Origin of the sequence: Exiguobacterium sp. RIT452, from assembly GCF_003598705.1 — a bacterium.
GTDB lineage: Bacteria > Bacillota > Bacilli > Exiguobacteriales > Exiguobacteriaceae > Exiguobacterium_A > Exiguobacterium_A undae.
On sequence record NZ_QXJB01000002.1, the window covers coordinates 620,004 to 644,860 of the forward strand.

Annotated in this window: 26 protein-coding genes and 1 riboswitch; of the genes, 10 read left to right on the forward strand and 16 right to left on the reverse strand. The window is 48.8% G+C overall.

Annotated features, from left to right (window positions below):
* The first annotated feature begins 228 nt into the window (after positions 1 to 228).
* From D3D03_RS08575 to D3D03_RS08595, 5 genes are read left to right on the forward strand one after another with little or no spacing between them, the layout of a single operon-like run.
* Positions 229 to 462: a DUF1871 family protein gene (locus D3D03_RS08575; RefSeq protein ID WP_026832262.1), complete on the forward strand. Its 234-nt coding sequence runs from the start codon at positions 229 to 231 to the stop codon at positions 460 to 462.
* A 13-nt stretch (positions 463 to 475) separates the two neighbouring features.
* Positions 476 to 715 carry a NifU N-terminal domain-containing protein gene (locus D3D03_RS08580; RefSeq protein ID WP_026832261.1) on the forward strand — a complete coding sequence of 80 codons (240 nt, stop codon included), beginning with the start codon at positions 476 to 478 and terminating at the stop codon, positions 713 to 715.
* 59 nt (positions 716 to 774) lie between these two features.
* Positions 775 to 1,569: a glycosyltransferase family 2 protein gene (locus D3D03_RS08585; protein ID WP_119923338.1), complete on the forward strand. Its 795-nt coding sequence runs from the start codon at positions 775 to 777 to the stop codon at positions 1,567 to 1,569.
* A gap of 2 nt (positions 1,570 to 1,571) precedes the next feature.
* Positions 1,572 to 2,072: an Lrp/AsnC family transcriptional regulator gene (locus tag D3D03_RS08590; RefSeq protein ID WP_119923387.1), complete on the forward strand. Its 501-nt coding sequence runs from the start codon at positions 1,572 to 1,574 to the stop codon at positions 2,070 to 2,072.
* Positions 2,069 to 3,253, forward strand: a complete 1,185-nt coding sequence (locus D3D03_RS08595; protein ID WP_028105825.1) for an aminotransferase — start codon at positions 2,069 to 2,071, stop codon at positions 3,251 to 3,253. Before D3D03_RS08590 ends, D3D03_RS08595 begins: the two co-directional genes overlap by 4 nt.
* Positions 3,254 to 3,349: 96 nt before the next feature.
* On the opposite strand, the gene D3D03_RS08600 is transcribed toward D3D03_RS08595, so the two are convergent.
* Both D3D03_RS08600 and D3D03_RS08605 read right to left on the reverse strand, forming a co-directional pair.
* Positions 3,350 to 4,240, reverse strand: coding sequence for a MazG nucleotide pyrophosphohydrolase domain-containing protein (locus D3D03_RS08600; RefSeq protein WP_233550673.1), 891 nt, complete (start codon positions 4,238 to 4,240; stop codon positions 3,350 to 3,352).
* The gene (locus D3D03_RS08605; RefSeq protein WP_026832256.1) at positions 4,206 to 4,391 is read right to left on the reverse strand and encodes a hypothetical protein; all 186 of its coding nucleotides are present in this window, start codon (positions 4,389 to 4,391) and stop codon (positions 4,206 to 4,208) included. Before D3D03_RS08605 ends, D3D03_RS08600 begins: the two co-directional genes overlap by 35 nt.
* Before the next feature lie 86 nt (positions 4,392 to 4,477).
* Between D3D03_RS08605 and ytvI the strand changes: the two genes are divergently transcribed.
* Positions 4,478 to 5,602, forward strand: a complete 1,125-nt coding sequence (gene ytvI, locus D3D03_RS08610; protein WP_026832255.1) for a sporulation integral membrane protein YtvI — start codon at positions 4,478 to 4,480, stop codon at positions 5,600 to 5,602.
* On the opposite strand, the gene D3D03_RS08615 is transcribed toward ytvI, so the two are convergent.
* Together D3D03_RS08615 and D3D03_RS08620 are read right to left on the reverse strand one after the other, a co-directional pair.
* A complete protein-coding gene (locus tag D3D03_RS08615; protein ID WP_119923339.1) occupies positions 5,586 to 6,254 on the reverse strand; it encodes a DUF429 domain-containing protein in 669 nt (222 codons plus the stop codon). The genes ytvI and D3D03_RS08615 overlap by 17 nt on opposite strands.
* Positions 6,255 to 6,401: 147 nt before the next feature.
* Entirely contained in the window at positions 6,402 to 7,835 is a 1,434-nt protein-coding gene (locus D3D03_RS08620; RefSeq protein WP_119923340.1) for a leucyl aminopeptidase, read from the reverse strand.
* A 353-nt stretch (positions 7,836 to 8,188) separates the two neighbouring features.
* On the opposite strand from D3D03_RS08620, the gene ptsP reads away from it, so the two are divergent.
* Positions 8,189 to 9,913 (forward strand): phosphoenolpyruvate--protein phosphotransferase, encoded by a 1,725-nt coding sequence (ptsP, locus tag D3D03_RS08625; protein ID WP_119923341.1) that lies wholly within the window; start codon positions 8,189 to 8,191, stop codon positions 9,911 to 9,913.
* Positions 9,914 to 10,230: 317 nt separating this feature from the next.
* Here the strand turns inward: ptsP and D3D03_RS08630 are convergent, their stop codons facing one another.
* From D3D03_RS08630 to D3D03_RS08655, 6 genes are all read right to left on the reverse strand, one after another.
* Entirely contained in the window at positions 10,231 to 11,742 is a 1,512-nt protein-coding gene (locus tag D3D03_RS08630) for an MDR family MFS transporter (RefSeq protein WP_119923342.1), read from the reverse strand.
* 145 nt (positions 11,743 to 11,887) lie between these two features.
* The gene (gene ptsG, locus D3D03_RS08635; protein WP_119923343.1) at positions 11,888 to 13,981 is read right to left on the reverse strand and encodes a glucose-specific PTS transporter subunit IIBC; all 2,094 of its coding nucleotides are present in this window, start codon (positions 13,979 to 13,981) and stop codon (positions 11,888 to 11,890) included.
* Positions 13,982 to 14,113: 132 nt separating this feature from the next.
* Positions 14,114 to 15,637, reverse strand: coding sequence for a glucose-specific PTS transporter subunit IIBC (gene ptsG, locus D3D03_RS08640; RefSeq protein WP_026832249.1), 1,524 nt, complete (start codon positions 15,635 to 15,637; stop codon positions 14,114 to 14,116).
* Positions 15,638 to 15,858: 221 nt separating this feature from the next.
* Positions 15,859 to 16,716: a glucose PTS transporter transcription antiterminator GlcT gene (gene glcT, locus D3D03_RS08645; RefSeq protein WP_026827654.1), complete on the reverse strand. Its 858-nt coding sequence runs from the start codon at positions 16,714 to 16,716 to the stop codon at positions 15,859 to 15,861.
* Between the two features lie 103 nt (positions 16,717 to 16,819).
* Positions 16,820 to 17,137 carry a YuiB family protein gene (locus D3D03_RS08650; protein WP_026832248.1) on the reverse strand — a complete coding sequence of 106 codons (318 nt, stop codon included), beginning with the start codon at positions 17,135 to 17,137 and terminating at the stop codon, positions 16,820 to 16,822.
* 81 nt (positions 17,138 to 17,218) lie between these two features.
* Positions 17,219 to 18,430 (reverse strand): NAD(P)/FAD-dependent oxidoreductase, encoded by a 1,212-nt coding sequence (locus tag D3D03_RS08655; protein ID WP_026832247.1) that lies wholly within the window; start codon positions 18,428 to 18,430, stop codon positions 17,219 to 17,221.
* A gap of 243 nt (positions 18,431 to 18,673) precedes the next feature.
* Between D3D03_RS08655 and D3D03_RS08660 the strand changes: the two genes are divergently transcribed.
* Positions 18,674 to 19,669 (forward strand): NAD(P)/FAD-dependent oxidoreductase, encoded by a 996-nt coding sequence (locus D3D03_RS08660; protein WP_026832246.1) that lies wholly within the window; start codon positions 18,674 to 18,676, stop codon positions 19,667 to 19,669.
* Positions 19,670 to 19,747: 78 nt separating this feature from the next.
* Here D3D03_RS08660 and D3D03_RS08665 read toward each other — a convergent pair whose 3' ends face one another.
* From D3D03_RS08665 to D3D03_RS08680, 4 genes are all read right to left on the reverse strand, one after another.
* A complete protein-coding gene (locus D3D03_RS08665) occupies positions 19,748 to 20,245 on the reverse strand; it encodes a GNAT family N-acetyltransferase (RefSeq protein ID WP_119923344.1) in 498 nt (165 codons plus the stop codon).
* Positions 20,242 to 20,754 (reverse strand): GNAT family N-acetyltransferase, encoded by a 513-nt coding sequence (locus D3D03_RS08670; protein ID WP_119923345.1) that lies wholly within the window; start codon positions 20,752 to 20,754, stop codon positions 20,242 to 20,244. Before D3D03_RS08670 ends, D3D03_RS08665 begins: the two co-directional genes overlap by 4 nt.
* Positions 20,751 to 21,617, reverse strand: coding sequence for an NAD-dependent epimerase/dehydratase family protein (locus tag D3D03_RS08675; RefSeq protein ID WP_026832243.1), 867 nt, complete (start codon positions 21,615 to 21,617; stop codon positions 20,751 to 20,753). The genes D3D03_RS08670 and D3D03_RS08675 overlap by 4 nt, the downstream gene beginning before the upstream one ends.
* 133 nt (positions 21,618 to 21,750) lie before the next feature.
* The gene (locus D3D03_RS08680) at positions 21,751 to 22,101 is read right to left on the reverse strand and encodes a HesB/IscA family protein (RefSeq protein ID WP_026832242.1); all 351 of its coding nucleotides are present in this window, start codon (positions 22,099 to 22,101) and stop codon (positions 21,751 to 21,753) included.
* A 117-nt stretch (positions 22,102 to 22,218) separates the two neighbouring features.
* Positions 22,219 to 22,359: riboswitch (FMN riboswitch) on the forward strand.
* Between the two features lie 159 nt (positions 22,360 to 22,518).
* Here D3D03_RS08680 and D3D03_RS08685 point away from each other — a divergent pair.
* Entirely contained in the window at positions 22,519 to 23,085 is a 567-nt protein-coding gene (locus tag D3D03_RS08685) for an ECF transporter S component (RefSeq protein ID WP_026832241.1), read from the forward strand.
* A gap of 63 nt (positions 23,086 to 23,148) precedes the next feature.
* On the opposite strand, the gene D3D03_RS08690 is transcribed toward D3D03_RS08685, so the two are convergent.
* Entirely contained in the window at positions 23,149 to 23,382 is a 234-nt protein-coding gene (locus D3D03_RS08690; protein WP_012371187.1) for a YuzB family protein, read from the reverse strand.
* A gap of 92 nt (positions 23,383 to 23,474) precedes the next feature.
* On the opposite strand from D3D03_RS08690, the gene D3D03_RS08695 reads away from it, so the two are divergent.
* Complete coding sequence (locus tag D3D03_RS08695; protein ID WP_026832240.1) at positions 23,475 to 24,527, forward strand: NAD(P)/FAD-dependent oxidoreductase; 1,053 nt, start codon at positions 23,475 to 23,477, stop codon at positions 24,525 to 24,527.
* Positions 24,528 to 24,541: 14 nt separating this feature from the next.
* On the opposite strand, the gene D3D03_RS08700 is transcribed toward D3D03_RS08695, so the two are convergent.
* Entirely contained in the window at positions 24,542 to 24,847 is a 306-nt protein-coding gene (locus D3D03_RS08700) for a DUF1462 family protein (protein WP_119923346.1), read from the reverse strand.
* Between the last annotated feature and the right edge of the window lie 10 nt (positions 24,848 to 24,857).

The window sequence follows — 24,857 nt, forward strand, 5'->3', positions numbered from 1 at the left end:
AAAAAATGCGCTAAACTAAAAAAAGACGCCCTACATATAGGAAGAGTAATTTAATCATCACTCTATATATAGACGTTTTAGGCATTTCTAAACCTATTTATCTACAAGATATAGGTTATCACTGAATGACCAAAAAATAACCCCTTGCATTGAAAATCAGGTCAAACAAATTCAAAAAGGCTGACCACCGCCTTTTGAGATATATTGAGATAAGGAGTTTAATCGATTATGAGGTCAGAAGAACTCTTAAAAAAATATGATCCATTTCACCTAGGACAAGGAAATTATCCGACCGAAATGTCTGCTATACTAGTGCTATTGACGATTCATGATCAAGTAAGCCCACTTGCCACAGCGATCGGGTCTGTGTTTGAAGAATCGTTTGGTGAACAACCCGATCAGCAGGAATTAACTTTACTCGCAACGAACTTACTTTTATGTGAAGATTCGTGTGAACTTTGAAAGGAGACTTATTATGCAAGTTGATTACACACCGAACCCCAACTCAGTAAAAATCACCCTCGACGGAGATCGTTTTGGGGCGAAAAGTACAAGTGTCAAAAAAGGGGATACACCGGAAGACGCCTTACTCGCATCCCTCATTACAATCGACGGTATCGACAACCTCTTTGCATACGGTGATTTCGTCACCGTCACAAAAGAAGCAGATGCTGAATGGAATGACTTACTTCCGACAATCGAAGAACATATGTAAATATCTCACAAGGACACCTTGCACGTTACAGGTGTCTTTGTTCTAAGGAGACGACTCCCATGCCTACGGTCTCAGTCATCATTCCGACATACAACCGGCTACGTGAATTGCGTGAAGCCTTGACCGCACTGACAAAACAATTTTTTCAAGATTTCGAAGTCATCATCTTAAATAACAACGGCGACGGGCTCGAATCCGTCATTGCTGACTTTAACGGGCAGCTGGCGATCACCTATGTCGATCTTCCGGAAAATCATCATGTCCGGGCACGCAATCACGGTGTCTCGCTGGCAAAAGGACGTTACATCCTCCTGCATGACGACGATGATCTGTTATTGCCTTCGCATATCGAGGAAGTCGTCGGCGACTTGGAAGCCGGTGCCGACCTGTCCTATGCCGACGCTGAACTGTTCACTTATGACTGGCAACAGGATCACCGCGTCGTCCGGACGACGGAACCGTTCGCCTATCCGTATGACCGCGAAGGCATGAAGGAAGACTCGACATATATCCCGTCCGGTTCCATTTACCGGAAATCCTTGCACGAAGAGCTTGGACTTTTTGATGAAGAGGTCTTCAACTATTGGGATTGGGACTGGATCTTACGGGTCGGCCAGGATCATCTCGTCCTGCACCCTGCCCGTGCGACTGTCCTGTATGCCTTTAATCCGTCCGGCAATCATGAATCCGCAAAACAGGATGCCTCACGTCGCGTCTATTTTGACCGCCTTGTGGAAAAACATGAACTGCCGACGACGGAAATGAAAAATTTTCATATCGTCCAAGAAGAACGCCGCTCTCGTCTCCGTGAGACACGGCGGACGTTCAGCGGCCATTTGACAGAAAGTGAGTGATTATCGTGTATACAGATAAACAATTGGAATTACTTGAATTATTGACCCAGAATGGACCGATCGATCACGTCCTTGCTGCTCAGATGCTGGACCTGACGGAAGAGGAAGTCTTGTCGTCGCTTGCGGCATTCAAAGAAGACGGCGTCCTGCTCGGCTACACAGCCGTCATCGATTGGCAAAAGATTCACGCCCATCATGGTGTGACGGCCTTTATCGATGTTAAAGTGACACCAAAACGCGGACGCGGCTTTGATGAAGTCGCGGAGCGGATTCATCGTTTTCCTGAAGTGACATCGCTGTATCTGATGTCCGGCGCCTATGACCTGCAAGTCGTCCTCGACGGAAAATCCTTGCAGGAAGTATCGCAATTCGTCTCCGAGAAGCTGTCGACACTCGACTCCGTCATTTCGACGACGACTCACTTCCGTTTGAAAACGTACAAACATGATGGTGTCTTGTTCAGCCAGGACGATGAGGACAAACGATTGAAGGTGTCACCATGAAGTCGTTATCAGAGCGTGTCGAACGGTTAGCACCATCGGGCATCCGGCGTTTTTTTGATTTGGCCGGTTCGATGGAAGACGTCATCTCACTTGGTGTCGGCGAACCGGATTTCGTGACACCTTGGAATGTCCGGGAAGCCAGCTTCGCGGCACTTGAGCAAGGCTATACGGCCTACAGCGCCAACGCCGGGCTCGTCGAGTTACGTCAGGAAATCCGCTTATATATGCAGGAGAAGTTTTCCATCGACTATCAGGTCAGCGATGAGATCATCGTCACGACCGGTGCTTCGGAAGGACTCGATTTAGCCTTTCGGACGTTGATCAATCCGGGAGACGAAGTCATCGTCGTTGAACCCGCCTTCGTGTCGTATGCCCCCCTGATCGAACTTGCGGGCGGTATTCCTGTCGCGGCTGCCTGTCAAGCGGAGAACGGGTTTACCATCCAACCGGAGACGATTGAAGAGGCAATCACGGAACGGACAAAAGCCATTATCTTTTGTTTTCCGTCGAATCCAACCGGCTCCGTCATGTCACGGGATCAATTGGCCGATCTCGCGTTGATTGCTAAAAAACATGATCTCTATGTCATCAGCGACGAAATCTACGCCGAACTGTCGTATGAAGATGAACCGACCTGCTTCGCGACCTTACCGGATATGCGTGACCGGACGATTGTCATCAACGGTTTCTCCAAGGCATTTGCCATGACCGGCTGGCGGCTCGGCTTCACCTGCGCCCCTGCTGCCATCAGTCAAGCGATGCTCAAGGTCCATCAGTACGGAATGATGTGTGCACCGACACTCGTCCAATTTGCCGGCATCGAAGCCTTGCGCTCCCGGCACAAGACGGTACCGGATATGGTCCGCAGTTATCGCCAGCGACGGAACTATTTCGTCAAGGCACTGAATGACGCCGGTCTGCCGACGCATTCACCGGGTGGTGCTTTTTATGCCTTCCCGTATATCGGTGGAACCGGTTTGACGAGCGAGGAGTTCGCGGAGCAGCTGTTGCTTGCGGAACGTGTCGCAGTTGTCCCGGGTTCTGTCTTTGGCGCCAGCGGCGAAGGATATGTCCGCGCGAGCTACGCCAGTTCAATCGAGCAACTGCAGCAAGCCATCCACCGGATCAACCGGTTCATGCAACAATTGAAACACCAGCAAACCGAACTATCGAATCGATGAAGTGAATCATCGAAAAACGGTATCAACTGAATTGAACACAAAAAATAAGGACGGCAGATCTAAATCTGCTGTCCTTATTTTTTATTCACGTTTGGTTCATTCATCCACATGCAACACCAAAAACATCCGGTGATCATCCTCGGCGTGATACGGTGAGACCGGACCAAGCTGAGGAGCATAGACATCAATCCGGTACGGCGCCTCCTTAAATGCTAACGGTGTCTGTTCCTTGATGAGCCGTCCGATCTCGTCCGCCTGTTCTTTGACGCTGACCAGGCTGTCACTCCGCTCGATTGGCGCCTCGATGACAAATCCAGCGATTCCTTCAATACGGGCACAACGGACAAATCGGCGTAAGGACGGCAAGGCCGCCTCGATATGTGCCTCAAGCGGCAGATCTGCTTCATGGGCAGGTGCTCCCCACAGACGTTCCGTGTTTCCCGTAGCACTTCGGAAGTGATCAATCGTCAATTCCGTCACTGGATCCCGGGTCAACGCAAATCGCGTCCGGTCCCGCTGTCTGTTTTTCGCATTCGTTTGATCGATTTCTGTTAAAAGATCCAATTTAAGCGGTCGGGCCAACCGGAACAGCTCACGTTGCAGACGGGCCAGCGAAGTTCCGATCGGAATGATGTCTTCCGTCTTTTTCGGCGGTTTGTCTCCTTCATAACCGTTCATCACACGGGCGACTTGCCCCGCCTCATGGATGAGCCGGTAAAACGAGCCCTGTTCCTGATCGTATTCTGTTCCGAGCTCCCGGTGTTGACCTGCCAAGTCTGTCACGTATTGATTCGACAGACACGTTGAGATCATCAGCACATCGACAAGTTCCGCTTTTAATGCCTGATGGTCGGCCGTCTCAAGCGCCTCGCCGACTTCGCCCACTTCCTCGATCAGTCGGGCCAAACCGGACAATGGACGAAAGTATCCGCCGAGCGCCCGGATTGTCTCGTCAACCTTTTGTTGAAGACGTATCATCTCCTGCATCACGTTGCACCTCCGTCAATCCTTTCACCAGCTGCTCTTCTGTTTGTTGCTTGAATCGTCGGTTAAACTGTTGGTTCTTGCGCCATTCACGGACCGCCAGTCCGCTTGCAACAGCGAGTGAGACGAGTAATCCAACTTCTTTTCGTTTCATGTCAATTCCTCCTCGTTTGGGTGATACGTTCCTTTGATAAACGTGATATGATGATGACATTCCATACATAGTAAGAGGTGTTGCTTATGTCGACTGAACGTTTGTGGCAATTAGCTCGTTTCCTTGGCGTCATCCTTGCCATCTTTTTCATCGGTTGGCTGATTATTCGCTTGTCTTCTTTCATGTACCCGTTCGTTTTCGCCTTTTTACTGGCTCTGTTTAGTCGACCGCTCGTCGACTTTTTCCAAAAGCGGCTCCGCATCAATCGAGGATGGGGTGCTCTCCTGTCCATCATTCTGATCAGTAGTCTGTTGATCGGATCACTCGTCCTCATCATCATGCAATTGATCCGTGGACTGGTGTTTGTCGCGAACCAGCTGCCGGCACAGATTCAAGAGCTCAGTCTTTATTTCCAAAAGCTCTACAATGAAAAACTGGCACCGATTTGGAATGATGCCTCAGAAGCACTCCGATCGCTCGAACCGTCGCAACAAAATACGGTCCAAAACAGTATTCAATCGCTCGGCAGCTCGCTCGCCAGCGCGATCGGTGAAGGTTCCAAAAACATGGCCGGAATGCTGCAGACGATTTTAGCGACGCTTCCTTCGATTGCACTGATTTTGGTCATCGTGTTGCTCGCCTGGTTCTTTATCGCAAAAGATTGGCACCGGTATGAGATCCGTTTGAAACAATATGAGATGTTGCCGTGGTTCGCCCGTGCTGAATCCGTCGTCACGAGTCTCCGGTCCGCTTTGTTCGGTTATATCAAGGCACAGTTGACCTTGATTACGATTACGTTTTTCATCGTCCTCGTCGGTCTGCTGATCATCGGCGTCGAACATCCCTTTGCGATTGCCTTCATCGCGGCATTCTTCGATATCTTGCCTTACCTTGGAACCGGCTCCGTCTTCTTACCTTGGATTGCCTATTCCATCGTGACCGGCGATACCGGACTGGCGATCGGACTCGGGATTCTGTATGCGCTCGTGATTTTGCAGCGAAACATCATGGAACCAAAGATTGTCGGCGACAATATCGGGATTCAACCGATTACGGCGTTGATCGCCCTGTTTGTCGGAATTCAATTTTTCGGCGTGTTCGGCTTGATTTTAGGGCCATTGGTCGCAGTCATCATCAAGGCCCTACACAATGCCCAAATCTTCCACTACCTCTGGTCATTTATCAAAGGATCACCTACACCGTTTCGGTGAAGGTGATCTTTTTTGGTAAGGCGGCATATAACGGCAACCCGGTGACGTCGAGCGGACGATGTTCCGGCACATACGAAACCGGTAATGTCGCTGCGACGGCAAGCAGACAGGCATCGACCCAGTCATCGGTCGCGACGCCCGGTACACGCAACTCCCAGTAAGGCGGACAGTCGTACCGGATCAGAAGTTCCGTCCGTTCGGCCAGCCCTTCGGCTGTCCGTTTATTGTACCGTGCGGGATGACCCGTCAGGCGGGCAAAACAGACTTCCGGATGCGATTCCATCATGCCCGCTTGGTAATGGGTCCGCACCTGGCGGATTTTCGGTAACAAATACCACGCTTGCTTCGATAATCCAAGACCTGCCTGTTGTTTCGAATGGTCATTTGCCGTCTGATAATCGGACTGCTCGAGCGCAGCCAGAAACGGCGCATTAAACACGCTGCTCGTTCGCCCCGGCTTTAATTCTGCTCGCAGCAACTGATCGACCAGTCGGCGTTTGTCTTGTTCCAGTCCAATCGGCATATCAATGTAGATTGTGGTCCCGAGCTCGATTTCCGAAAGGGACGATGCCACCATCCAAGAAAACTGACCGTCTTTAATCGATACCGCCACCCAACCGGCTTTCGCCGCGTCAATCCCGGTGACGTCCATTGGACTTCTCCCGTATCATTTTCAGGAGCGACAAAATAGTGAAGACCCCTAAAAAGGTCGCTGCGGCTAAAGCCACTTGATTACGTGAATCGAGGTACCAGACGATGCTGATGATGGTCAAAAGGACGAGCACACTGTTAAGCCGCATCATTTTTCTTGTTCGACGAAACGATACAAACTCCGGACCATGACACCGGTCGCACCTTTTGGACCAAGTTCAGACGCCGCTTTTTGCTCGGACGTCCCGGCAATATCGAGGTGGAGCCACGGCGTGTCACCGACGAATTCTCCGACGAAGGCACCGCCAAAGATCATGTGCCCCATCCGTCCCGGTGAGTTGTTTAAGTCTGCGACATCGGAGCGACGGACTTGTTTGATGAACTGATCGACGTAGGGCATCTGCCAGATCATTTCGTTTGTTTCTTGCGTCACGGCTTCGAACCGTTCGTACAATGCGGCATCGTTCGTCAAGGCACCTGTGATTTCTGTTCCGAGAGCCACCAGCACGCCGCCCGTCAACGTCGCAAGATCGATGATCATCTTCGGTTTGTACTCTTTGGCGTAGGTCACAGCATCTGCTAAAACGAGGCGCCCTTCTGCATCCGTATTGAGGATCTCGATTGTTTTTCCCGCCATCGATGTGATGACATCATCCGGCTTAAATGCATCACCGGAAATCATGTTATCCGTCGCCGGAATGACACCTAACACATTTACATTCGGCTTCAGTTGCCCGAGCGCTTCAAACAATCCGAGAACAGCTGCCGCTCCCCCCATGTCACCTTTCATTCCGACAATCCCGTCTTTTGGTTTGATCGAGTAACCGCCCGTATCAAATGTCACACCCTTACCAACGACGGCAATCGGTGCCTCGTCGCCTGCACCTTTATATTCAAGGACAATCAATTTTGGCGGAATCGTCGACCCCTGATTGACGGCAAGCAATGCGCCCATCCCGAGTGCTTCCATCTCTTCTTTCTCAAGAACCTGCAATTCATGTCCGTACCGCTCCGCGATGAAACGCGCTTCATCCGCCAAGGCGGGAGCCGTCAATAAATTCCCGGGCATCGTCACGAGACGACGAGCAAGATTCGTCGCTTCAGCCAGTGCCGCTCCACGTACGACGTCCTGTTCTCCCGCATCCGACCAGATCGTCAAGTCCAGCTCATACGTCGCATGTGTGCTCGTCTTATAATGTTTGACATCGTATGTAGCTAATCCGAATGCCTCCGCAATCAATTCGACCGGCTGATTCGGAAACGTCGTTGCGTCCACTGTCACTTTGGCGAGTTTCCGTGTTTTTAAGAATTGAGCCGCTTTCCCGAGTAACCGGCGAAGTGGATCCGTCGTAAGACCTTCTGCTTTTCCCAGACCAACGAATAGGACACGTTCGACCGTTCCTGTCAGTGTCGGCAATAAACGCAATTCTCCTTGTTTCGTCGAGATGTCGCCTCGGCGCACCCACTCATCCAATCGGTCCGGATAAAGTGACCGGATCCGCTCCTCAACCGGTTGGTTTCCTGAAATGCCGACAACGAGTACTTCGACATGTGCTTGTTGATCTACTTGATTCCATCGCATATGTGTGTCCCCCTTTAGTAATATGTCTTAGTATGAAGCGTTTGATCTTATTTTCCAACTGATAGCCCCCGGAAACAATGAAACCGCTCTCATAAAAGACGTTCGTTAATTTGTCGATTTGGACCGTTCCAAACAATTGTTGCCCGTTTCACAATGTGATAGGATTAAACAGGTGAAAAGGACAGGCACTTCTAGCAAACGGTCATTTGGCAACGACAGAAATGTCTACGTTTTCATTCAAAGGGAGAGTCCGCAAGCGACCCGTTAAGAGAGATGCGTTTATGGGTATCTATAGATAGCAAAGAAATGACGTCGCTGCGGCGAAAAAACTTACTGAAAAGAGGGTAATGCACATGGCACAGCATATCAAAGGAATTGGCGCTTCTGCAGGGATTGCGATTGCGAAAGCATTCGTAATGGAAACACCTGTCTTTGACATTCCGACGAATAAAATCGAGGACTCGGCAGCAGAAAAGGAACGTTTCCAAGCTGCGATCGTCAAATCGAAGGGTGAACTCGAAATCATCCGTGAAAACACGTTACAAGAACTTGGCGCAGACAAAGCAGAGATCTTCTCCGCTCACCTCTTGATTTTGGAAGACCCGGAAATCGTGAGTCAGGTCAACGCGAAGATCGACGATGAGAAAACGAACGCCGCTCAAGCACTTGATGAAGTGTCACAGATGATGGTCATGATCTTTGAATCAATGGACAACGAATACATGCGTGAGCGTGCAGCCGATGTCCGTGACGTCACGAAACGGACGATGGCCCACTTGCTCGGCATCACGTTCGTCACGCCAGCTCAGATCAATGAAGAAGTCATCATCATTGCAGAAGATTTAACACCTTCAGATACAGCACAACTCAACCGGAAGTATGCAAAAGGATTTGCTACGAACATCGGTGGACGGACTTCGCACTCGGCGATCATGTCCCGTTCTCTTGAAATTCCGGCTGTCGTCGGAACAAAAGTCGTCTTGACGGAAGTCAAACACGGTGATTTCTTGATTCTTGATGGTACGGAAGGTGACGTCATCGTCAACCCTTCAAGCGAACAAATCGCAGAATATGAAGAAAAACGTTCAGCGTATATCGCTCAAAAAGAAGAGTGGAAAAAACTCAAAAACGAAAAAACAGTTACAGCGGACGGTCATCACGTCGAGCTCGCAGCGAACATCGGAACACCAAACGATGTAAAAGGTGTTCTCGAAAACGGTGCGGAAGCAGTCGGATTATACCGGACAGAGTTCCTCTACATGGACGCTGAAACGTTCCCGACGGAAGACGAGCAGTTCACAGCATACAAAACGGTTCTCGAATCGATGAGCGATAAAAAAGTTGTCATCCGGACACTTGATATCGGCGGCGACAAAGAGTTGTCTTACCTCGATCTCCCGCATGAGATGAACCCGTTCCTCGGATACCGTGCAATCCGTCTTTGCTTGGATCAAACAGATCTCTTCCGGACACAACTTCGTGCCCTTCTCCGCGCAAGTGCGTACGGAAAACTTGCTGTCATGTTCCCAATGATCGCGACACTCGAAGAATTCCGTGCAGCAAAAGCACTTCTCTTGGAAGAAAAAGCAAACCTTCAAGCAGAAGGTGTGACGGTTTCAGAAGAGATCGAAGTCGGAATGATGGTCGAGATTCCATCAACGGCTGTCATGGCGAAACAATTCGCGAAAGAAGTCGACTTCTTCTCAGTCGGAACAAACGACTTGATTCAATACACAATGGCCGCTGACCGGATGAATGAAAAAGTTTCTTATCTCTACCAACCATTCAACCCAGCGATCTTGAACTTGTTGAACAACGTCATTACAGAAGCACACAAAGCAGGCAAATGGGTCGGCATGTGTGGTGAGATGGCTGGAGAAGAACTCGCGCTCCCAATCCTTCTCGGACTCGGACTCGACGAATTCTCGATGTCAGCTTCTTCTGTCCTTCGCGCACGCAGCTTGATGACTCGCTTGAACAAAGCAGAGTGTGAAGCAATCGTTGAACAAGTACTCGATATGGATACAGCGGAAGATGTCGTCAACTTCCTCAGCACAACATTCGATATCAAAAAATAAGGTGTTTCGGACACGTCCCATCTCGGGGCGTGTTTTTTTGTCGCGTCAAAAGGAATTACTTCTTCTCTCTAGTATTGTGCAACACAAATAAGGGACGGATTTTAAAATCCGTCCCACTGTTTCGCTTTAAAGACATCATTTGATGCACGAGACTCCTACAGGAAAAAGCGCAGAAGTAAACTGCGCTGTCAGAGACAAACAAGACCCGCTTTCCTGCCCACACGGGGCAGGAAAATTGGCTTGTGTCTCGCCTGAGGAAAGCGAGTGCATATCCAAATGATTTCTTTTGAGTTAAATTTTGTTCGTTGATTTTCTTTTTATGCTTGCTTTATTTTCGGTCGTTCGCCTTGTCCTTCTTTTAAGGTTGGTCGTTCATTTCCCATCAAGAACACAAAGACGACACCGAGCACTGCCGGAATCAACGCCCACAAATAGACCGACGAAATCGATTCTGCAAGTGACGACTTGATGGCGTTCGCTACTTCCGGCGGCATCTTCGCAAGGGCTGAAGCCGTTGGGAATTGCCCGCCATCCGGTGCGTTCCCGTTTGGCAACTGCTCACTGATGGTCGATGAGAACGTCCGGGATTGAATGATCCCAAGGACCGTCACCCCAAGTGTCATCCCAATCGTCCGGAACGTTGACCCCATCGAAGTGGCGGCTCCCCGACGTTGCATCTCAATTCCGTTGATACTCGCCAAGTTGAGTAACGAGAAACTGAACCCGACACCAAAACCTAAAATGATCATGTAGATCGTGATGGCTGTTCTCGATGTTTCGAGGGACATCGTGCTTAACAGATAGACGCCTAACAAGAAGAAGACGGCCGAGACGAGCATGACGTTTCGGAATCCGTATTTATTCGGCAGACGTCCGCCGAGTTGTGCCGAGACGACTGATGCAATCAGCATCGGCATCAAGATCAAACCGGAGTTGGTCGCACTTCCACCAAATACCCCTTGCACAAAAATCGGGATGAAGACACTGGCAGAGATGAAGACAAATCCGTAAAAGAACGCCACCCCTTGTGTCGCCGCAAACAGTTGGCGTCTAAATAAACTGAATGTAATGACGGGATCCGCCGCCCGACGTTCGATGAAACCAAAAACGATGAAGGCGACAAGTGCTGCACCGAATAATCCTAAAATTTGCGGTGAACTCCAGGCATAATCTTTTCCGCCCATCTCAAGCGCCAATAAGAACAGAACTAATCCTGCGACTAACGTCACCGCTCCGGCATAATCGATTTTTTGCGTCCGGTGAACCGGTGATTCCTTGTAGAACAGCGAGACGAGCGTCAACGCCAATATACCGAGCGGGATATTGATGTAAAACACCCAACGCCAGTTGATGGCATCGGTCAAGACCGCACCAAGCAACGGTCCGAAAATACTTGAAATTCCGAAAACGGCACCAAATAATCCACTGACCTTCCCCCGCTTTTCCGGTGGGAAAATATCAAAGATGATTGTAAACGCGATCGGCATCAAAGCACCGCCGCCAAGACCTTGAACGGCACGATAAATGGATAATTCAATGATTGAGTCCGCCATTCCGCACAGTACACTGCCGGCGATAAAAAGTAACATCCCGAACAGGAAAAATCGTTTCCGACCATACATATCACTCAACTTACCGAAAATCGGCATGCCGGCGACGGTCGCAATCATATAGGCGGAAGTCACCCACGCATATTGATCAAATCCGTTTAATTCACTGACAATCGTCGGCATCGCCGTCGCAACGATGGTATTGTCCATCGCCGCCACTAAAATCCCGATCAATAAACCCAACACGACATAACGTGTTTTTGTCGAAGTTGTAGCCATCGACTCACCTCTCCCTTGAAAAAATAGCTAATCTTCATAATAGCTTATTCATTGTATCATCATATGTGCAAATTCTCATTACTGAATGTTTAACATCAAAAAAAGACACGGTCTCTCCAAAAGAAGAGATCGTGTCTTGCGGAAATCACTTGATGTCATACGACATTTTTTCGCCGGCTTCGACTGTTTTTCCAACATCGACCGAGACTTTCCGGTCGCCGCTGTTTGTGACGATGATCGGTGTCAAGAGTGACGGGACGAGTGGTCGGATTTGTTCCAGATCGACGCTTAACAACGGCGAACCTGGTTCGACCCGATCGCCCGCTTTCGCAAGGGCTTCAAATCCTTTTCCTTCAAGCGAAACGGTATCAATGCCGATATGAATCAAGATCTCGTCTCCATTATCCGCAAGGATGCCAATCGCGTGTTTGGTTGGGAAGAAGGTTGTGATTTCACCCGAAACCGGGGAAACGACATATCCTTCTGTCGGCTCAATCGCATAACCGTCTCCCATCATCCGTCCGGAGAAGACTTGATCCGGTACGTCATCGAGCGAACGAATCACACCGCTCAATGGAGAAACATAACCGTCACTCGGTACATAAGCACCGTCTGTTCCGGCTAAGCCCGACCGGTCATCGGTCCGTGCTTCCGCTCCCGTCGGCACTTGTGGAATCGGATCTGCTTCCGGTTTGACCGGTGGTTTATAGTTCGGATCGTTCATGATTTCTGCCATCTCGGTCTTGATGCCATCCGACTTCGGACCGAAGATCGCTTGTACGTTGTCTCCGACTTCAAGGACACCCGCGGCACCCAACTGTTTCAACCGCTCTTTGTTGACGCCTGACTTATCGTTGACGGTAATCCGGAGCCGTGTGATACAGGCATCCAAGTGTTTGATGTTCGAGGCACCGCCAAAGGCTTGCAGAATTTCATACGGCAATTCGCCTGCCGTTGCACTTGATGTTGCAGCTCCTTCTTGAATCGCTTCGCGTCCGGGAATCTTCAAATCGAACTTTTGGATGACGAAGCGGAAACCGAAGTAGTAGATGACCGCGAAAGCAAGTCCAACCGGTATGACAAGCCACCAGGAGGTCCGGTTCGGTAAAATACCAAATAACGTGTAATCAATTAATCCTCCGGAGAATGTCATCCCGATCTTGACGTTCAAAATGTCCATGATCATGAACGATAATCCGGCAAAAACAGCGTGGACTGCAAACAACAATGGTGCCACGAATACGAATGAGAACTCAACCGGCTCGGTGATCCCTGTCAAAAATGATGTCAGGGCAGCGGAGAAGTATAACCCTTCGACCGCTTTCCGGCGGTCTTTCGCGACGGTATGATACATCGCAAGACAGGCGGCCGGAAGACCGAACATCATGAACGGATATTTACCGGTCATGTATGTCCCGGCTGTGAACGGAACCCCGTCTTTCAATTGAGCGAAGAAAATCCGCTGATCCCCGTTGACGATCGTACCGGCTTTATCCGTATATTCGCCAAACTGGAACCAGAAACTTGAATACCAAATGTGGTGCAGACCAAACGGAATGAGAGAACGTTCGACTAATCCAAAGATGAAGGCAGATAACGTTTCATTTGATTCGATGATCGTTTTCGAGAACGTATTGATTCCCGTTCCGATCGGCGGCCAAATGTAAGACAGCGCAAAACCAGCGACTAAACTGAATAGCGCTGTGGCAATCGGGACAAACCGTTTACCGGCAAAGAATCCAAGGAAGTCCGGCAATTTAATTTTAAAGAATTTATTATAGCTGTACGCCGCTATCAATCCGGCGATGATCCCTCCGAATACCCCCATTTGCAGGGTCGGTATCCCTAACACGGTGGCATACGATAAGTCACTCGACTGCTGTGCTTCTGTAATCTTTTCCGGTGTAATCTGTAAAAACGAACTGATGACCTTGTTCATGATCAAGAATCCAACAATCGCGGCTAATCCTGCGACCCCTTCACCATTCGCAAGACCAATCGCAACCCCGACGGCAAACAATAATCCTAGATTGGCAAAGATGATATCCCCCGCATCCTGCATAACCCGCCAAATGACGACCAGTGCGTCATTTTCGAGAAATGGAAGATACTGCGTCAGATTCGGGTTTTGAAACGCCGTACCAAACGCCAGGAGAAGCCCCGCTGCCGGTAGGATCGCAACCGGTAACATCAACGCTTTACCGATCCGTTGCAACACACCGAACACATTTTTCCACATCAGTGATTTCCCTCCTTTTTTTGACCAGACTACTTAGTTCATACCCTTAATGTTTCTCGCACAAAACTATTTGTTTCATATTTATTTCCAGAAAAAAAGAACCTTTCCGAATCGGAAAGGTTCTTTAGCGCATTAGACTGATTTTTCTTGTTTACGTGAGTTGATGACCGCTTGAATTTCAGATTTAATGTTATCTGATTTTGGTCCGTAGATTGCTTGAACGTTGTTACCAACCTCAAGAACACCTGCCGCACCTAATTTTTTCAATTCGTTTTTATCAACTTTTGATTTATCAAGAACTTCAACACGAAGACGTGTGATACATGCGTCAAGGTGTTTGATGTTTGATTCAGAACCGAGTGCATCGAGGATACCTGCTGCAAGCTCAGATCCTTGAGCCATTGACGTTTCTTGTACTTCGTCTTCACGACCTGGTGTTTTCAAGTTGAACTTGCGGATTGCGAAACGGAATCCAACGTAGTAAACAACTGCGAGAACAAGACCGACGACGATGACGAGCCACCACTGCGTACGCCCTGGAAGGACACCGAAGAGAAGGAAGTCAATCAATCCACCTGAGAATGTCATCCCGATTTTAACGTTCAAGAGTTGCATTGTCATGAACGAAAGACCTGCGAAGACTGCGTGAACTGCGAACAAGATTGGAGCAACGAATAAGAATGCGAATTCGATTGGCTCTGTGATACCTGTTAAGAACGCTGTAAGTGCTGCTGATCCAAGAAGACCACCAACGACTGCGCGACGCTCTGGGCGTGCTTCGTGGTACATTGCAAGTGCTGCTGCTGGAAGACCGAACATCATGAACGGGAATTTACCAGTCATGAACGTACCAGCTGTTAATTCAACGTTATCTTTTAACTGAGCGAAGAAGATTGCTTGGTCACCACGAACGACGTCTCCTGCTGCATTCGTGTACGAACCGAATTCGAACCAGAATGGTGCATAGAAGATATGGTGAAGACCAAATGGAATCAATGAACGTTCAATGAGACCAAAGACGAATGCTGCAAGCGTCGGGTTTTTCTCCATCATGAAGTGGGAGAATGTGTTCAACCCGTCTTGAGCGAACGGCCAAACGAAAACAAGTACAAGACCTGCGAACAACGAAACAACTGCTGTAACGATTGGAACAAAACGTTTTCCTGCGAAGAATCCGAGGAACTGCGGCAATTCGAGATTATGATACTTACCGTAGGCCCAGGCGGCGATCAAACCGATGATGATACCACCGAAAACCCCTGTTTGAAGCGTTGGAATACCAAGTACGTTGGCATATCCTTGACCATTTGCCACCATTTCTGGTGTAACGCCGAGCCAAACGCTCATTGTTTTGTTCATGATCAGGAATCCGACGATGGCAGCAAGTCCGGCTGCGCCGTCTCCTGCTAATCCGATCGCGACACCGACGGCGAATAAGAGTGCTAAGTTACCGAAGATGATATCTCCGGCTGCTTCCATTAATTTTGCAACCTTGATGATTGCATCATTTTTCAAGAACTCGAGTTTTGACGTCAAGTTCGGATTTTGCATGGCGTTACCGAATCCGAGTAAGATACCGGCAGCAGGCAAAATCGCAACAGGAAGCATCAACGCTTTACCAACACGTTGAAGAACAGCAAAAATCTGTTTGAACATGTGTGTTTCCTCCTTTTGATGTAAAAACTAAAAATAATGAATAATACCAATGACGGGTTGAAAAAAGTCAGACATCCGACCGATTTTTACAGAAAAAAATCAGGCACGAGCGGATTGTAGACAAAATACACTTATCCCGCGAAAAAATCTAACGGAAATAAACCATTTTGCCCGACATCCCACTCATGCCTGATCGTATCAGTAACACGTAGTCCGTGCGGTCATTTACCTAAATCGTACTGCACTAAGCGTTGCAGATGCATCGTAAGATACGTCGCTTCACCGCGCGGTACCGCTTTCTTCAGCTGACGTTCCATGATGGACATCAGCTCCCAAGCAGTATCATAGCACAGCGGATATTCTTCACGCAATAGCTTTTCTACTTTTTCTGGCGCCTCTAGATACTCCCCATTGGAAACCCTTTCAATCGCCGAACGCAAGTGGCGGATTAAGCGCTTGTAATCCAATGATTTTCGGTCGATTTTGATCTGCAACCGTTGCTCGATGTGACTGGCAATCAATCCGACCAATTGATGATGCCGGTTCACTTCGAGAACATCTTTGAAGTTCGTCGCCGAATGGATATGAAGGGCGATGAACCCGGTTTCGGCCGGTGGTAAATAAAAATTCATCTCCGCACTGATGAATTCGACGATTTCTTCTGCCAGCGCGTATTCTTCCGGATACAACGCTTCCGTTTCCGCGAGAAATGGATTCGTCACTTCCATTCCTTGCTCCAAACGTTTGAAGGTAAACGTCAAGTGATCCGTCAATCCGATATGAATATGTTCATCAACACGTTTTCCGAACCGTGTCTCAATCATGGAAACGATCTCGTTCATCAAAGCGATGAAGTTTTCATCGAGATGCCCGACGAGTGCTTTGTACTGCGCCTGCTCGTCTTTATCTTTTAACGTATAGACTTTTTCCAGCTTCTCAAGATCCGTTAGTTGATCGCCTGGCTTCCGACCGAAGCCAATCCCTTTCGCGAGGATAATGACTTCCTGATTCGCACCAGTCGAACAAATGACGACATTATTATTCAAGACCTTGATAACGTGGTACATTTGTTTATCCATTCGCTCTCAACCCTATCTGCTCTTACACATTTTTTTAAAAAGACACTGTTTTCATTATAACGTGTTTTAACGCACTAAAAAAGTCTACTCACTCAAGTAGACTTTAAAACATTTGGTAACCGCTTTTACGCAGGAAGCGAATCGACATACCGGCGATGATGATTCCGGCAAGACCGGCTGCAAACATCGTGACATCTGCCGTCTGCAGACCCATGATCCGTTCACCCAGATTCGGAATCGCTTCGCGTGCATTCGTGAAATAATCAAGCGTCGATTGATTATCAATCATCATGATGATGATCAGCGGATACAACACAAGCATGATCCACGTACTGCGTAACAACATGTTTAAGATAAAACCGATACTAAAGAACATGACGAGATAAAGAACACTCCCGATCACGGCTTGAATGATATGCATACTGTTCCCCCTTTGAATCTCTTTTAGTATAACCGACAAAAAAGGCAAATGCACGAGTGTACATTTGCCTAAAACGTGAACTTAGAATTTACCTTTTTTGATGGCAAGACCAATTTTTTTGAGCTCAAGGAAATGCTTGTTGTCGATGACTTTTTTCATGAATGATGCATTGCGGCCGTAAATCTTCTTACCGAAGACCATGCCGATGCCGTCTTTATGACCAAGTGAAGCGACTGTTCCTTTGTTCTCATATGTGAATGTCGATGTTTGACGTCCACCGATCAGTGCCGAAATGTTCTCAGCCACTTTGTGTGCTTGTTGTGTCGCGATCTGAGCAGTCGGCGGGTACGGACGGTTTGAAGCCGGATCCATAACAGCTGAACAGTCACCGATCATGAAGACATTTTCATGTCCAGGAACACGGAGGTCTTCTGCGACGACGACACGGTTACGCATCGCTTCAAAGCCAGATGCTGCAACAACCGGGTTACCGCTGACGCCACCTGTCCAGATGATTGTGTTCGCTTCGATCGTTTCTGTTGTGTCACCTTGGAGCGGTCCGAATGTCACGCTGCCCGGTGCACATTCCTTGATGCCGTTACCGAGTTTGAACTCGATGCCTTGGCGCTCAAGCCATTTGTGTGCGTAGTTGACGAGATCCGCATCAAATCCAGGAAGGACCGTTGGAGCCGCTTCGATATTGACGACACGAACGAGTTCGCGTGGGATATCATATTGTTTGCAAAGTTCAGGAATCCGGTTGACGAGTTCACCCATGAACTCAATACCCGTAAATCCAGCACCACCGACGACAATCGTCAAGAGTGAACGGTTTGTTGAACCCGTCGTTTTGTACTCTGCGAATGAGTAGTCGATGTGTTCCTTGATTTTTCGGACACTGTTCAATGAACTGATCGTTAGAGCGTTCTCTTTCAACCCTTTAATGCCGAATGTTTCAGGAACGCCACCAAGCGCCACGACGACATAATCGTAAGGGACTGTTCCACCGTCGACGAGCTTCACTGTGTTGTTTGCCGTATCGACCTTCTCGACGATACCTTTGACGAGTTTGACACGTGAAGGATTGATGACATCATTGATGTAGATACGCGCTTGTTCAGCAGACATCGTTCCTGCTGCTGGTTCGTGTAACCACGTTGTTTGGTAATGATAATCGTGTTTGTTGATTAAAGTGATGTTCGCTTGGTCAACGCCAAGTTTTTTTTGAAGGTTGACTGCTGTGATCAATCCACCGTAGCCGGCTCCAAGAATAACAATGTTTGGTGTGTTCATGTTCTGATACCCCTTACGCTTAATAGTTTTGTTGTGATTTTCTTCACATTCAATTGCAGATAAATGCTCAAAAACTTTGTTCAAATAATGTTCACACGTCTATACGTTCATTGAACCATTTTCTATCATAGATTGCAAAGTAAAAATATGCAATCCCTGAAAAAAATGTGAGATGTCCCGCACTTGCCACATGGAACCCATCTTCCTATATAATAGGAGTATCCAACTTTAGGAGGGACTCAGATGCACCAACCATATGATGTAACGATTATCGGCGGTGGTCCAGTCGGACTGTTCACCGCTTTTTACTCAGGCATGCGTCAGATGAAGACGAAAGTCATCGAAAGTCTGCCACAACTCGGTGGACAACTGGCGACGCTTTATCCTGAAAAATATATATACGATATTGCCGGCTTCCCGAAAGTCAAAGCACAGGATTTAGTCGATCGTCTGCTCGAACAGGCAAACGAATTTGATCCGACCTATGTCCTCGGCGAGACAGTGCTTGCTTACGAACGTCTCGATGACGGACTGATCCGCCTCGTGACGAATAAGGGAGAACATTACACGAAAACCGTCATTCTGACCGCCGGAAACGGCTCGTTTGCCGCCCGCCCGCTCGGCGTTGCCGATGCAGAACGGTTTGAGACAAGTAACCTGCATTACTTCGTCAACGAGATGGACCGCTTCAAAGACCGTCAAGTCGTCTTGCTCGGCGGCGGCGATTCCGCCGTCGATTGGTCCTTGATGCTTGAGCCGATCGCGAAATCCGTCACGCTCGTCCACCGTCGTGATAAATTCCGGGCTCATGAACATACGGTCGAATTGTTGCATAACTCGTCCGTCAATGTCATGACACCGTATACGCTCGAATCGGTCACAGGGGATGACAGCATCGAAACGCTGACGTTTAAACATGCCGAAACGGATGAAGTCATCGTCGTCGGCGCAGATGATGTCGTCTGTAACTTTGGTTTCGTTTCCTCGCTCGGACCACTCAAGGAGTGGGAAGTCGAGTTCGAACGTAATTCGATCCGCGTTAACTCGAAGATGGAAACAGCAATTCCCGGCGTCTTTGCCTGTGGGGATATCGCGACCTATGACGGTCGTGTCAAACTGATTGCGACCGGTTTCGGAGAAGCTCCGATTGCCGTCAACCAAGCGAAGTTGCTTGTTGACCCATCAGCCCGTCATCCGCAACACTCCACAAGTCTTTTCGAAAAAGTCAAAAACCATTAAGTATGACCCAACAGCAGCGTCACCTCGATTTCCGGATCGAAGTGACGCTGCTTTTTTTGCCTATAAATTAGATGATCGTCAGAGCATAATTCGATACGTGTACTCCATCAGTTGTTCCCCGCCCCGCTCGATCCGTTGTTCAAAAACGAGACGTCCGCCGAAGCGTTCATAAAAGAAACGGGACGGATTATCTGCCAACACTTTGACGATACAAGACGAGAATCCTTGCTGCCGCAGGTCTGCTAGGACGTGGTCAAACAACCGCTTCCCTGTCCCTTGCCCTTGATGGGTTTTTAAAAGATAGAGCGCGTACAACTCTCCTTCCGTCCCTTTGCTCCCCCTGCTTGGTCCACCGTTCGCAAATCCGATGACTTCGTTTGTCTGGTCAAGCGCAACGAAGACCGGACCTTCCGTCAGACTTTTCCGCCAGCAGTGTTTCCGCTTGTCGTGCGACAACTGCTCCAGATACATCGTTGGAATGATACCGTGATACGTTTCCCGCCAAGAGGCGATATGCACTTGCGCAATGCGGTCGGCGTCTTCCGAAACGGCTAATCGAATGTTTATAGTGCTCATTCTCCCAGCGGAATGATGAAACGTCGGACACGTCCGCCGTCCTCTTTGACATACGATGCAATCTCTTGACCGCCGTTCGCCAGGATGACGCGGCCGGATGCGATATTGTCCGCACTGCAGGTGATCAAGACAGAGGCAAGCCCCCGCTCTCGTGCGACGGCGAGCGCTTGACGCAACCCTTCTGTCGCATAGCCGTTCTGCCGGGCACTCGGACGAATTCCGTAACCGATATGACCGCCGATTTGTTGCAGTTGGTCGTTTAAGTCATGCCGGAAATTGACCGCGCCGACAATTCGTTGTCCATCGTACAACCAATAGGTCGAATGGGTGACCCAGTTTTTCGGGGCCACCTGTTCTTCTTGTTGCTGCGCCTCTAAAAAATCAGCTAACGGAAAAAACGTTTTGCTGACGACACTTGGGACGATGGCTTCACCGGATTGTTGCCACTCGGTCAGAAAATCGAGGTATTCGACTTCAAGTTGCACGGACGGTTTGATTAACGTAATCATTTGTGATTGCGAACCTCCTCTTCAATGAGTCGATCGAGCCAGTCGTCGACATGTTGGAATAGATACCCCGCTTGTTTTGCGGCTGTCGTATCCATATAAAAATCGTGATCCGGTGCCAATGGGGACGGATCGTCTCCCTTCGTTTCAAACCGGGAGGTCGTCTTCGCCACGCGATCAATTTTATCCATTAAGTCCTGAATCGATAACACGCCGTCACTTGCTGCATTGATCGGTCCGGTCATCGTCGACCGACCGCACCATTCGAGGAAGGCTGCCGCTTCATAACTCGAGATATAACCCATCTTCGCATATAAATTTTCAGCAACGATTGGTTGATCGGCCAAGGCCCGTTTAATATGGAACACCAGTCGTTCCGTATAATCGTCCGGTCCTAGGACGACCGGGAATCGAACGGCGATGACCGGGAAAGTCGCCCGTTGGAAAAAGTAACTTTCTGCCTGACGTTTTCCTTCCCCGTAATCATGTTCTTTTTCCAAGTCATATTTCCCGGGAAACGGATTGTAAGTCCGCTCTGAGATGTTTGTTCCACCCTGCTCATAGACGGACATCGTCGACGTTAAGATATAGCGTCCGACTTTCCCTTCGAAAGCATCCACCGCAAGCTTCGCCTGATAGGGATTAAAGCAGATATTGTCATAGATGATGTCCCAGTTCTGACTTCCAAGATCCTTCATCGTACTGCTTGACGTCCGGTCTCCCTTAAAAAATGTCAAGCCCTTCGCGACCGGCGGTGTATGCTCGCCGCGCGTGACAATCGTCACATCATCCCCCGATTCCGCAAGCCGTAATGCCAAACGTCGACCAAAGTAACGTGTTCCACCAAAAATCAGTACTTTCCGCATCGATAGTCCTCCCTCGTCATGGCGTTCTAACGTTCTTGTTAGTCCTTCTCCATCTACACCGTGAAGTCCTGTTCCTCTCGCTTTGAAAACAAAAAAACCGCAGACGGCATCGTCTGCGGTGAAACGGATTAGATTAACATCCGCCGGGTGTACCGGCATTTGTTGCGGTCCGGAACGACGTCCCGCATCCACATGTCGCAATGGCGTTCGGATTCGTGATCGTGAATCCACCGCCGAGCATCGATTGTTTATAATCTACTTCCAGTCCTTTGACGACCGGATAATCTTTTTGATCGACAATCACTTTCACCCCATGTTGCTCAAAGGTTAAGTCAGTCTCCTTTTGGCTGTCAAAGCCCATACCGTAGGAGAGACCACTGCATCCGCCGCCTTGAACGAGCATCCGCAGATTCTGTTCATCGTTCGGCGCCTGCAACATCATCTCTTTGACTTGGAGTGCGGCCGCTTCTGTTAAATGAATCATGTCATCACCTTCCCTTTTTTATCAGTATACGCAATTTCAGAGGGAATCGAAACCTAGTTGCTTGAAACTATCTTGAATTCGTTGTATAAAGGAGTTGTATCAAAAAAAATTAAATCGTTCCATCTTCAGGGCAGGGTGAAATTCCCGACCGGCGGTAAACAGACGATTCGTCTGAAGCCCGCGAGCGAATAGGGCGCTATTTGCTGATTCTGTGTGACTCAGGAGCCGACAGTATAGTCTGGATGGGAGAAGATGGCGGCATGTTTCTATTTCTTGAACCGATTTTTGCAAAAATCGTTCAGGTTTAGTTTATTGCGGACTTCTCCCCTATCGAACACTTTTCGATGGGGGTTTATTTTGGACGCAGCCATGCCAATACTTCATCGAGAGGAACGAGCAAAAGGAGATTATACTCGTATGAAACGCACACAAAAGATGGTCACGTTATCCATGTTAGGTTCAATTTCGTTTGTTCTCATGTTACTCAACTTTCCACTGCCGTTTTTACCGAACTATCTGAAGATCGACTTCAGTGACGTTCCCGCTTTGATCGCTGCCATCATGTTCTCACCGATTGCAGGTGTCATCGTCGAAGCACTCAAAAACGTCTTGTACTACATCTTCCGCGGAAGCGGTGTTCCGGTCGGAGAGCTCGCAAACTTCGCTGCCGGTGTCGCCTTCATTCTTCCGGTCAGTTGGTTCTACCATAAAAAGAAATCTACAAAAGGTCTTGCAACCGGTCTTGTCGCAGGTACGATCACGATGGCACTTGGTCTCGCAATCCTCAACTATATCTTAATTCTTCCAGCGTATGCTTGGTTCTTCGGAATGGATTACATGTTGGATCCAGCCGTCAAATGGACGACGATCACGGCCGGTATCCTGCCGTTTAACATCATCAAGGCGATGTTCATCTCAGCACTCTTCATTCCGCTGTTCTTGAAACTCAAACCATGGATGATGCGTCGCCAACAATCCTTCTAAGTCCGAAGCCGCGCCCGCTGACAGACATAAATCCCCGGTCTCATCTGAGACACGGGGATTTTTTTAGAGCTCGTTTTCTTCGATTTTCTGATAAATCTTTTCAAGCAGTTCTTCCGGTGTCTCTCCGACAACGGTTTCGCCATCGACCAGACAAAAATGATCGAGTGAGCAGATCCCGCAATATCCGAGGCAACCATATTCGACGACATCGACATTCGGGTCCCGTTCGAGTTGTTGCATGACGACCTGGGTCCCCGTCGCTAAGTTACTGATACAAAATTCAATAATCGGATTCACTTTTTTTCCTCCTTCAAGCAGGAATTATCTTTCCTCATGTCGTATTATACAAGGTCAGACTGATTTAGGGGAACTAAGGGGGATTTTAAGTTATGAAGCAACTGGTTGTTTTAGGTGGCGGATACGGTGGGATGCGGATTTGTGAACGATTCAAGGATGAAGAGGTCGCTGTGACACTCGTCGATCGTTTACCGTATCATGCCTTAAAAACAGAATATTACGCACTGGCTGCCGGAACATTGTCGGATCGGGATGTCCGAATCGCATTTCCGGAAGGAGAACACCTCACATATAAATATGGTCACGTCGTCCAGATTTCACCCGAGACGAACTCCGTCCATCTGCAAGACGGTACGGAACTTTTTTATGATGATTTAGTCATCGCTTTAGGGTGTGAAGACAAATACCATAACATACCGGGCGCACAAGAGTTTACGTACAGCATCCAGACACTCGAGGAATCACGGAAAACACAACAAGCGATCTGCGGACTTTCTCCGGGGGCGATCGTTTCGATCGTCGGAGCCGGTCTCTCCGGTGTCGAACTGGCCAGTGAACTGCATGAAAGCCGGAAAGATTTAAAAATCCGGTTATTCGACCGCGGTCCGTCTGTCTTGTCCTTCCTCTCGGATAAAGTATCGACGTACGTTCAGGAATGGTTCGAAGAGCACGACGTCGAAGTCATCAACAATTCCAACGTCACGTTTGTCACGGCGGATGACGTCCAAAACGGGGATGACGCCTATCCGTCGAACTTGACGATTTGGACGGCCGGCACGCAACCGGTCAAAGTCGTGCGCGATCTTGGGTTTGAAGCAGACAGCGGTGGACGGATCAAGCTGACGGAACACCACCATGTGCCGGAACATGAAAATGTCTTCGTCATCGGGGACTGTGCCAGTTTGCCGTATGCTCCAAGCGGTCAGCTCGCAGAACACCAAGCCGATCAAGTCGTCGATGTCCTGCAGGCGAAATGGGCCGGCAAGAAGTTACCGAAACTGCCGGAAATCAAGTTACGCGGGATGCTCGGATCGCTCGGAAAATCAGACGGATTCGGAATCGTCATGGGGAAACAGGCGCTGACCGGAAAAGTCCCACGCCTGTTGAAGTCCGGCGTGCTCTGGAAACACAAAAAAATCAAATAAGAAAACGGCGCCGGTCATTCCGGGGCCGTTTTTTCAAGTCTCGTATCGATTGCCTGGGTGATTTTTTTCAATTGGACGTACCCTTCGTCAATCATCTCACCGTCAAGCAGGACGAGCGGATAAAAATAGACATCGTCTTTTATAGCCAAAATCCAGTCATCTTCGACCGTCGCGGCTTCAAAATCGACATATTCAAACGTCAACGCTGTCTCATATTTCCGTCCGAGAACGGCCTGCAGCCAACTGTAGGTCTCTTCCGAACTTGGTGCCCCGACGCAACTCGGACACGTCTGTGCGGCGCCATATACCTTGATTTCCATCACTTGTCCC

What these genes read in the sequence shown, in the direction of transcription:
- D3D03_RS08575 (WP_026832262.1), top strand. Translation starts at nt 229, where the DNA reads ATGAGGTCAGAAGAACTCTTAAAAAAATATGATCCATTTCACCTAGGA.
- D3D03_RS08580 (WP_026832261.1), top strand. Translation starts at nt 476, where the DNA reads ATGCAAGTTGATTACACACCGAACCCCAACTCAGTAAAAATCACCCTC.
- D3D03_RS08585 (WP_119923338.1), top strand. Translation starts at nt 775, where the DNA reads ATGCCTACGGTCTCAGTCATCATTCCGACATACAACCGGCTACGTGAA.
- D3D03_RS08595 (WP_028105825.1), top strand. Translation starts at nt 2,069, where the DNA reads ATGAAGTCGTTATCAGAGCGTGTCGAACGGTTAGCACCATCGGGCATC.
- D3D03_RS08600 (WP_233550673.1), bottom strand. Translation starts at nt 4,240, where the DNA reads ATGCAGGAGATGATACGTCTTCAACAAAAGGTTGACGAGACAATCCGG.
- D3D03_RS08605 (WP_026832256.1), bottom strand. Translation starts at nt 4,391, where the DNA reads ATGAAACGAAAAGAAGTTGGATTACTCGTCTCACTCGCTGTTGCAAGC.
- ytvI (WP_026832255.1), top strand. Translation starts at nt 4,478, where the DNA reads ATGTCGACTGAACGTTTGTGGCAATTAGCTCGTTTCCTTGGCGTCATC.
- D3D03_RS08615 (WP_119923339.1), bottom strand. Translation starts at nt 6,254, where the DNA reads ATGGACGTCACCGGGATTGACGCGGCGAAAGCCGGTTGGGTGGCGGTA.
- D3D03_RS08620 (WP_119923340.1), bottom strand. Translation starts at nt 7,835, where the DNA reads ATGCGATGGAATCAAGTAGATCAACAAGCACATGTCGAAGTACTCGTT.
- ptsP (WP_119923341.1), top strand. Translation starts at nt 8,189, where the DNA reads ATGGCACAGCATATCAAAGGAATTGGCGCTTCTGCAGGGATTGCGATT.
- D3D03_RS08630 (WP_119923342.1), bottom strand. Translation starts at nt 11,742, where the DNA reads ATGGCTACAACTTCGACAAAAACACGTTATGTCGTGTTGGGTTTATTG.
- ptsG (WP_119923343.1), bottom strand. Translation starts at nt 13,981, where the DNA reads ATGTGGAAAAATGTGTTCGGTGTGTTGCAACGGATCGGTAAAGCGTTG.
- ptsG (WP_026832249.1), bottom strand. Translation starts at nt 15,637, where the DNA reads ATGTTCAAACAGATTTTTGCTGTTCTTCAACGTGTTGGTAAAGCGTTG.
- glcT (WP_026827654.1), bottom strand. Translation starts at nt 16,716, where the DNA reads ATGGATAAACAAATGTACCACGTTATCAAGGTCTTGAATAATAATGTC.
- D3D03_RS08650 (WP_026832248.1), bottom strand. Translation starts at nt 17,137, where the DNA reads ATGCATATCATTCAAGCCGTGATCGGGAGTGTTCTTTATCTCGTCATG.
- D3D03_RS08655 (WP_026832247.1), bottom strand. Translation starts at nt 18,430, where the DNA reads ATGAACACACCAAACATTGTTATTCTTGGAGCCGGCTACGGTGGATTG.
- D3D03_RS08660 (WP_026832246.1), top strand. Translation starts at nt 18,674, where the DNA reads ATGCACCAACCATATGATGTAACGATTATCGGCGGTGGTCCAGTCGGA.
- D3D03_RS08665 (WP_119923344.1), bottom strand. Translation starts at nt 20,245, where the DNA reads ATGAGCACTATAAACATTCGATTAGCCGTTTCGGAAGACGCCGACCGC.
- D3D03_RS08670 (WP_119923345.1), bottom strand. Translation starts at nt 20,754, where the DNA reads ATGATTACGTTAATCAAACCGTCCGTGCAACTTGAAGTCGAATACCTC.
- D3D03_RS08675 (WP_026832243.1), bottom strand. Translation starts at nt 21,617, where the DNA reads ATGCGGAAAGTACTGATTTTTGGTGGAACACGTTACTTTGGTCGACGT.
- D3D03_RS08680 (WP_026832242.1), bottom strand. Translation starts at nt 22,101, where the DNA reads ATGATTCATTTAACAGAAGCGGCCGCACTCCAAGTCAAAGAGATGATG.
- D3D03_RS08685 (WP_026832241.1), top strand. Translation starts at nt 22,519, where the DNA reads ATGAAACGCACACAAAAGATGGTCACGTTATCCATGTTAGGTTCAATT.
- D3D03_RS08695 (WP_026832240.1), top strand. Translation starts at nt 23,475, where the DNA reads ATGAAGCAACTGGTTGTTTTAGGTGGCGGATACGGTGGGATGCGGATT.
- D3D03_RS08700 (WP_119923346.1), bottom strand. Translation starts at nt 24,847, where the DNA reads ATGGAAATCAAGGTATATGGCGCCGCACAGACGTGTCCGAGTTGCGTC.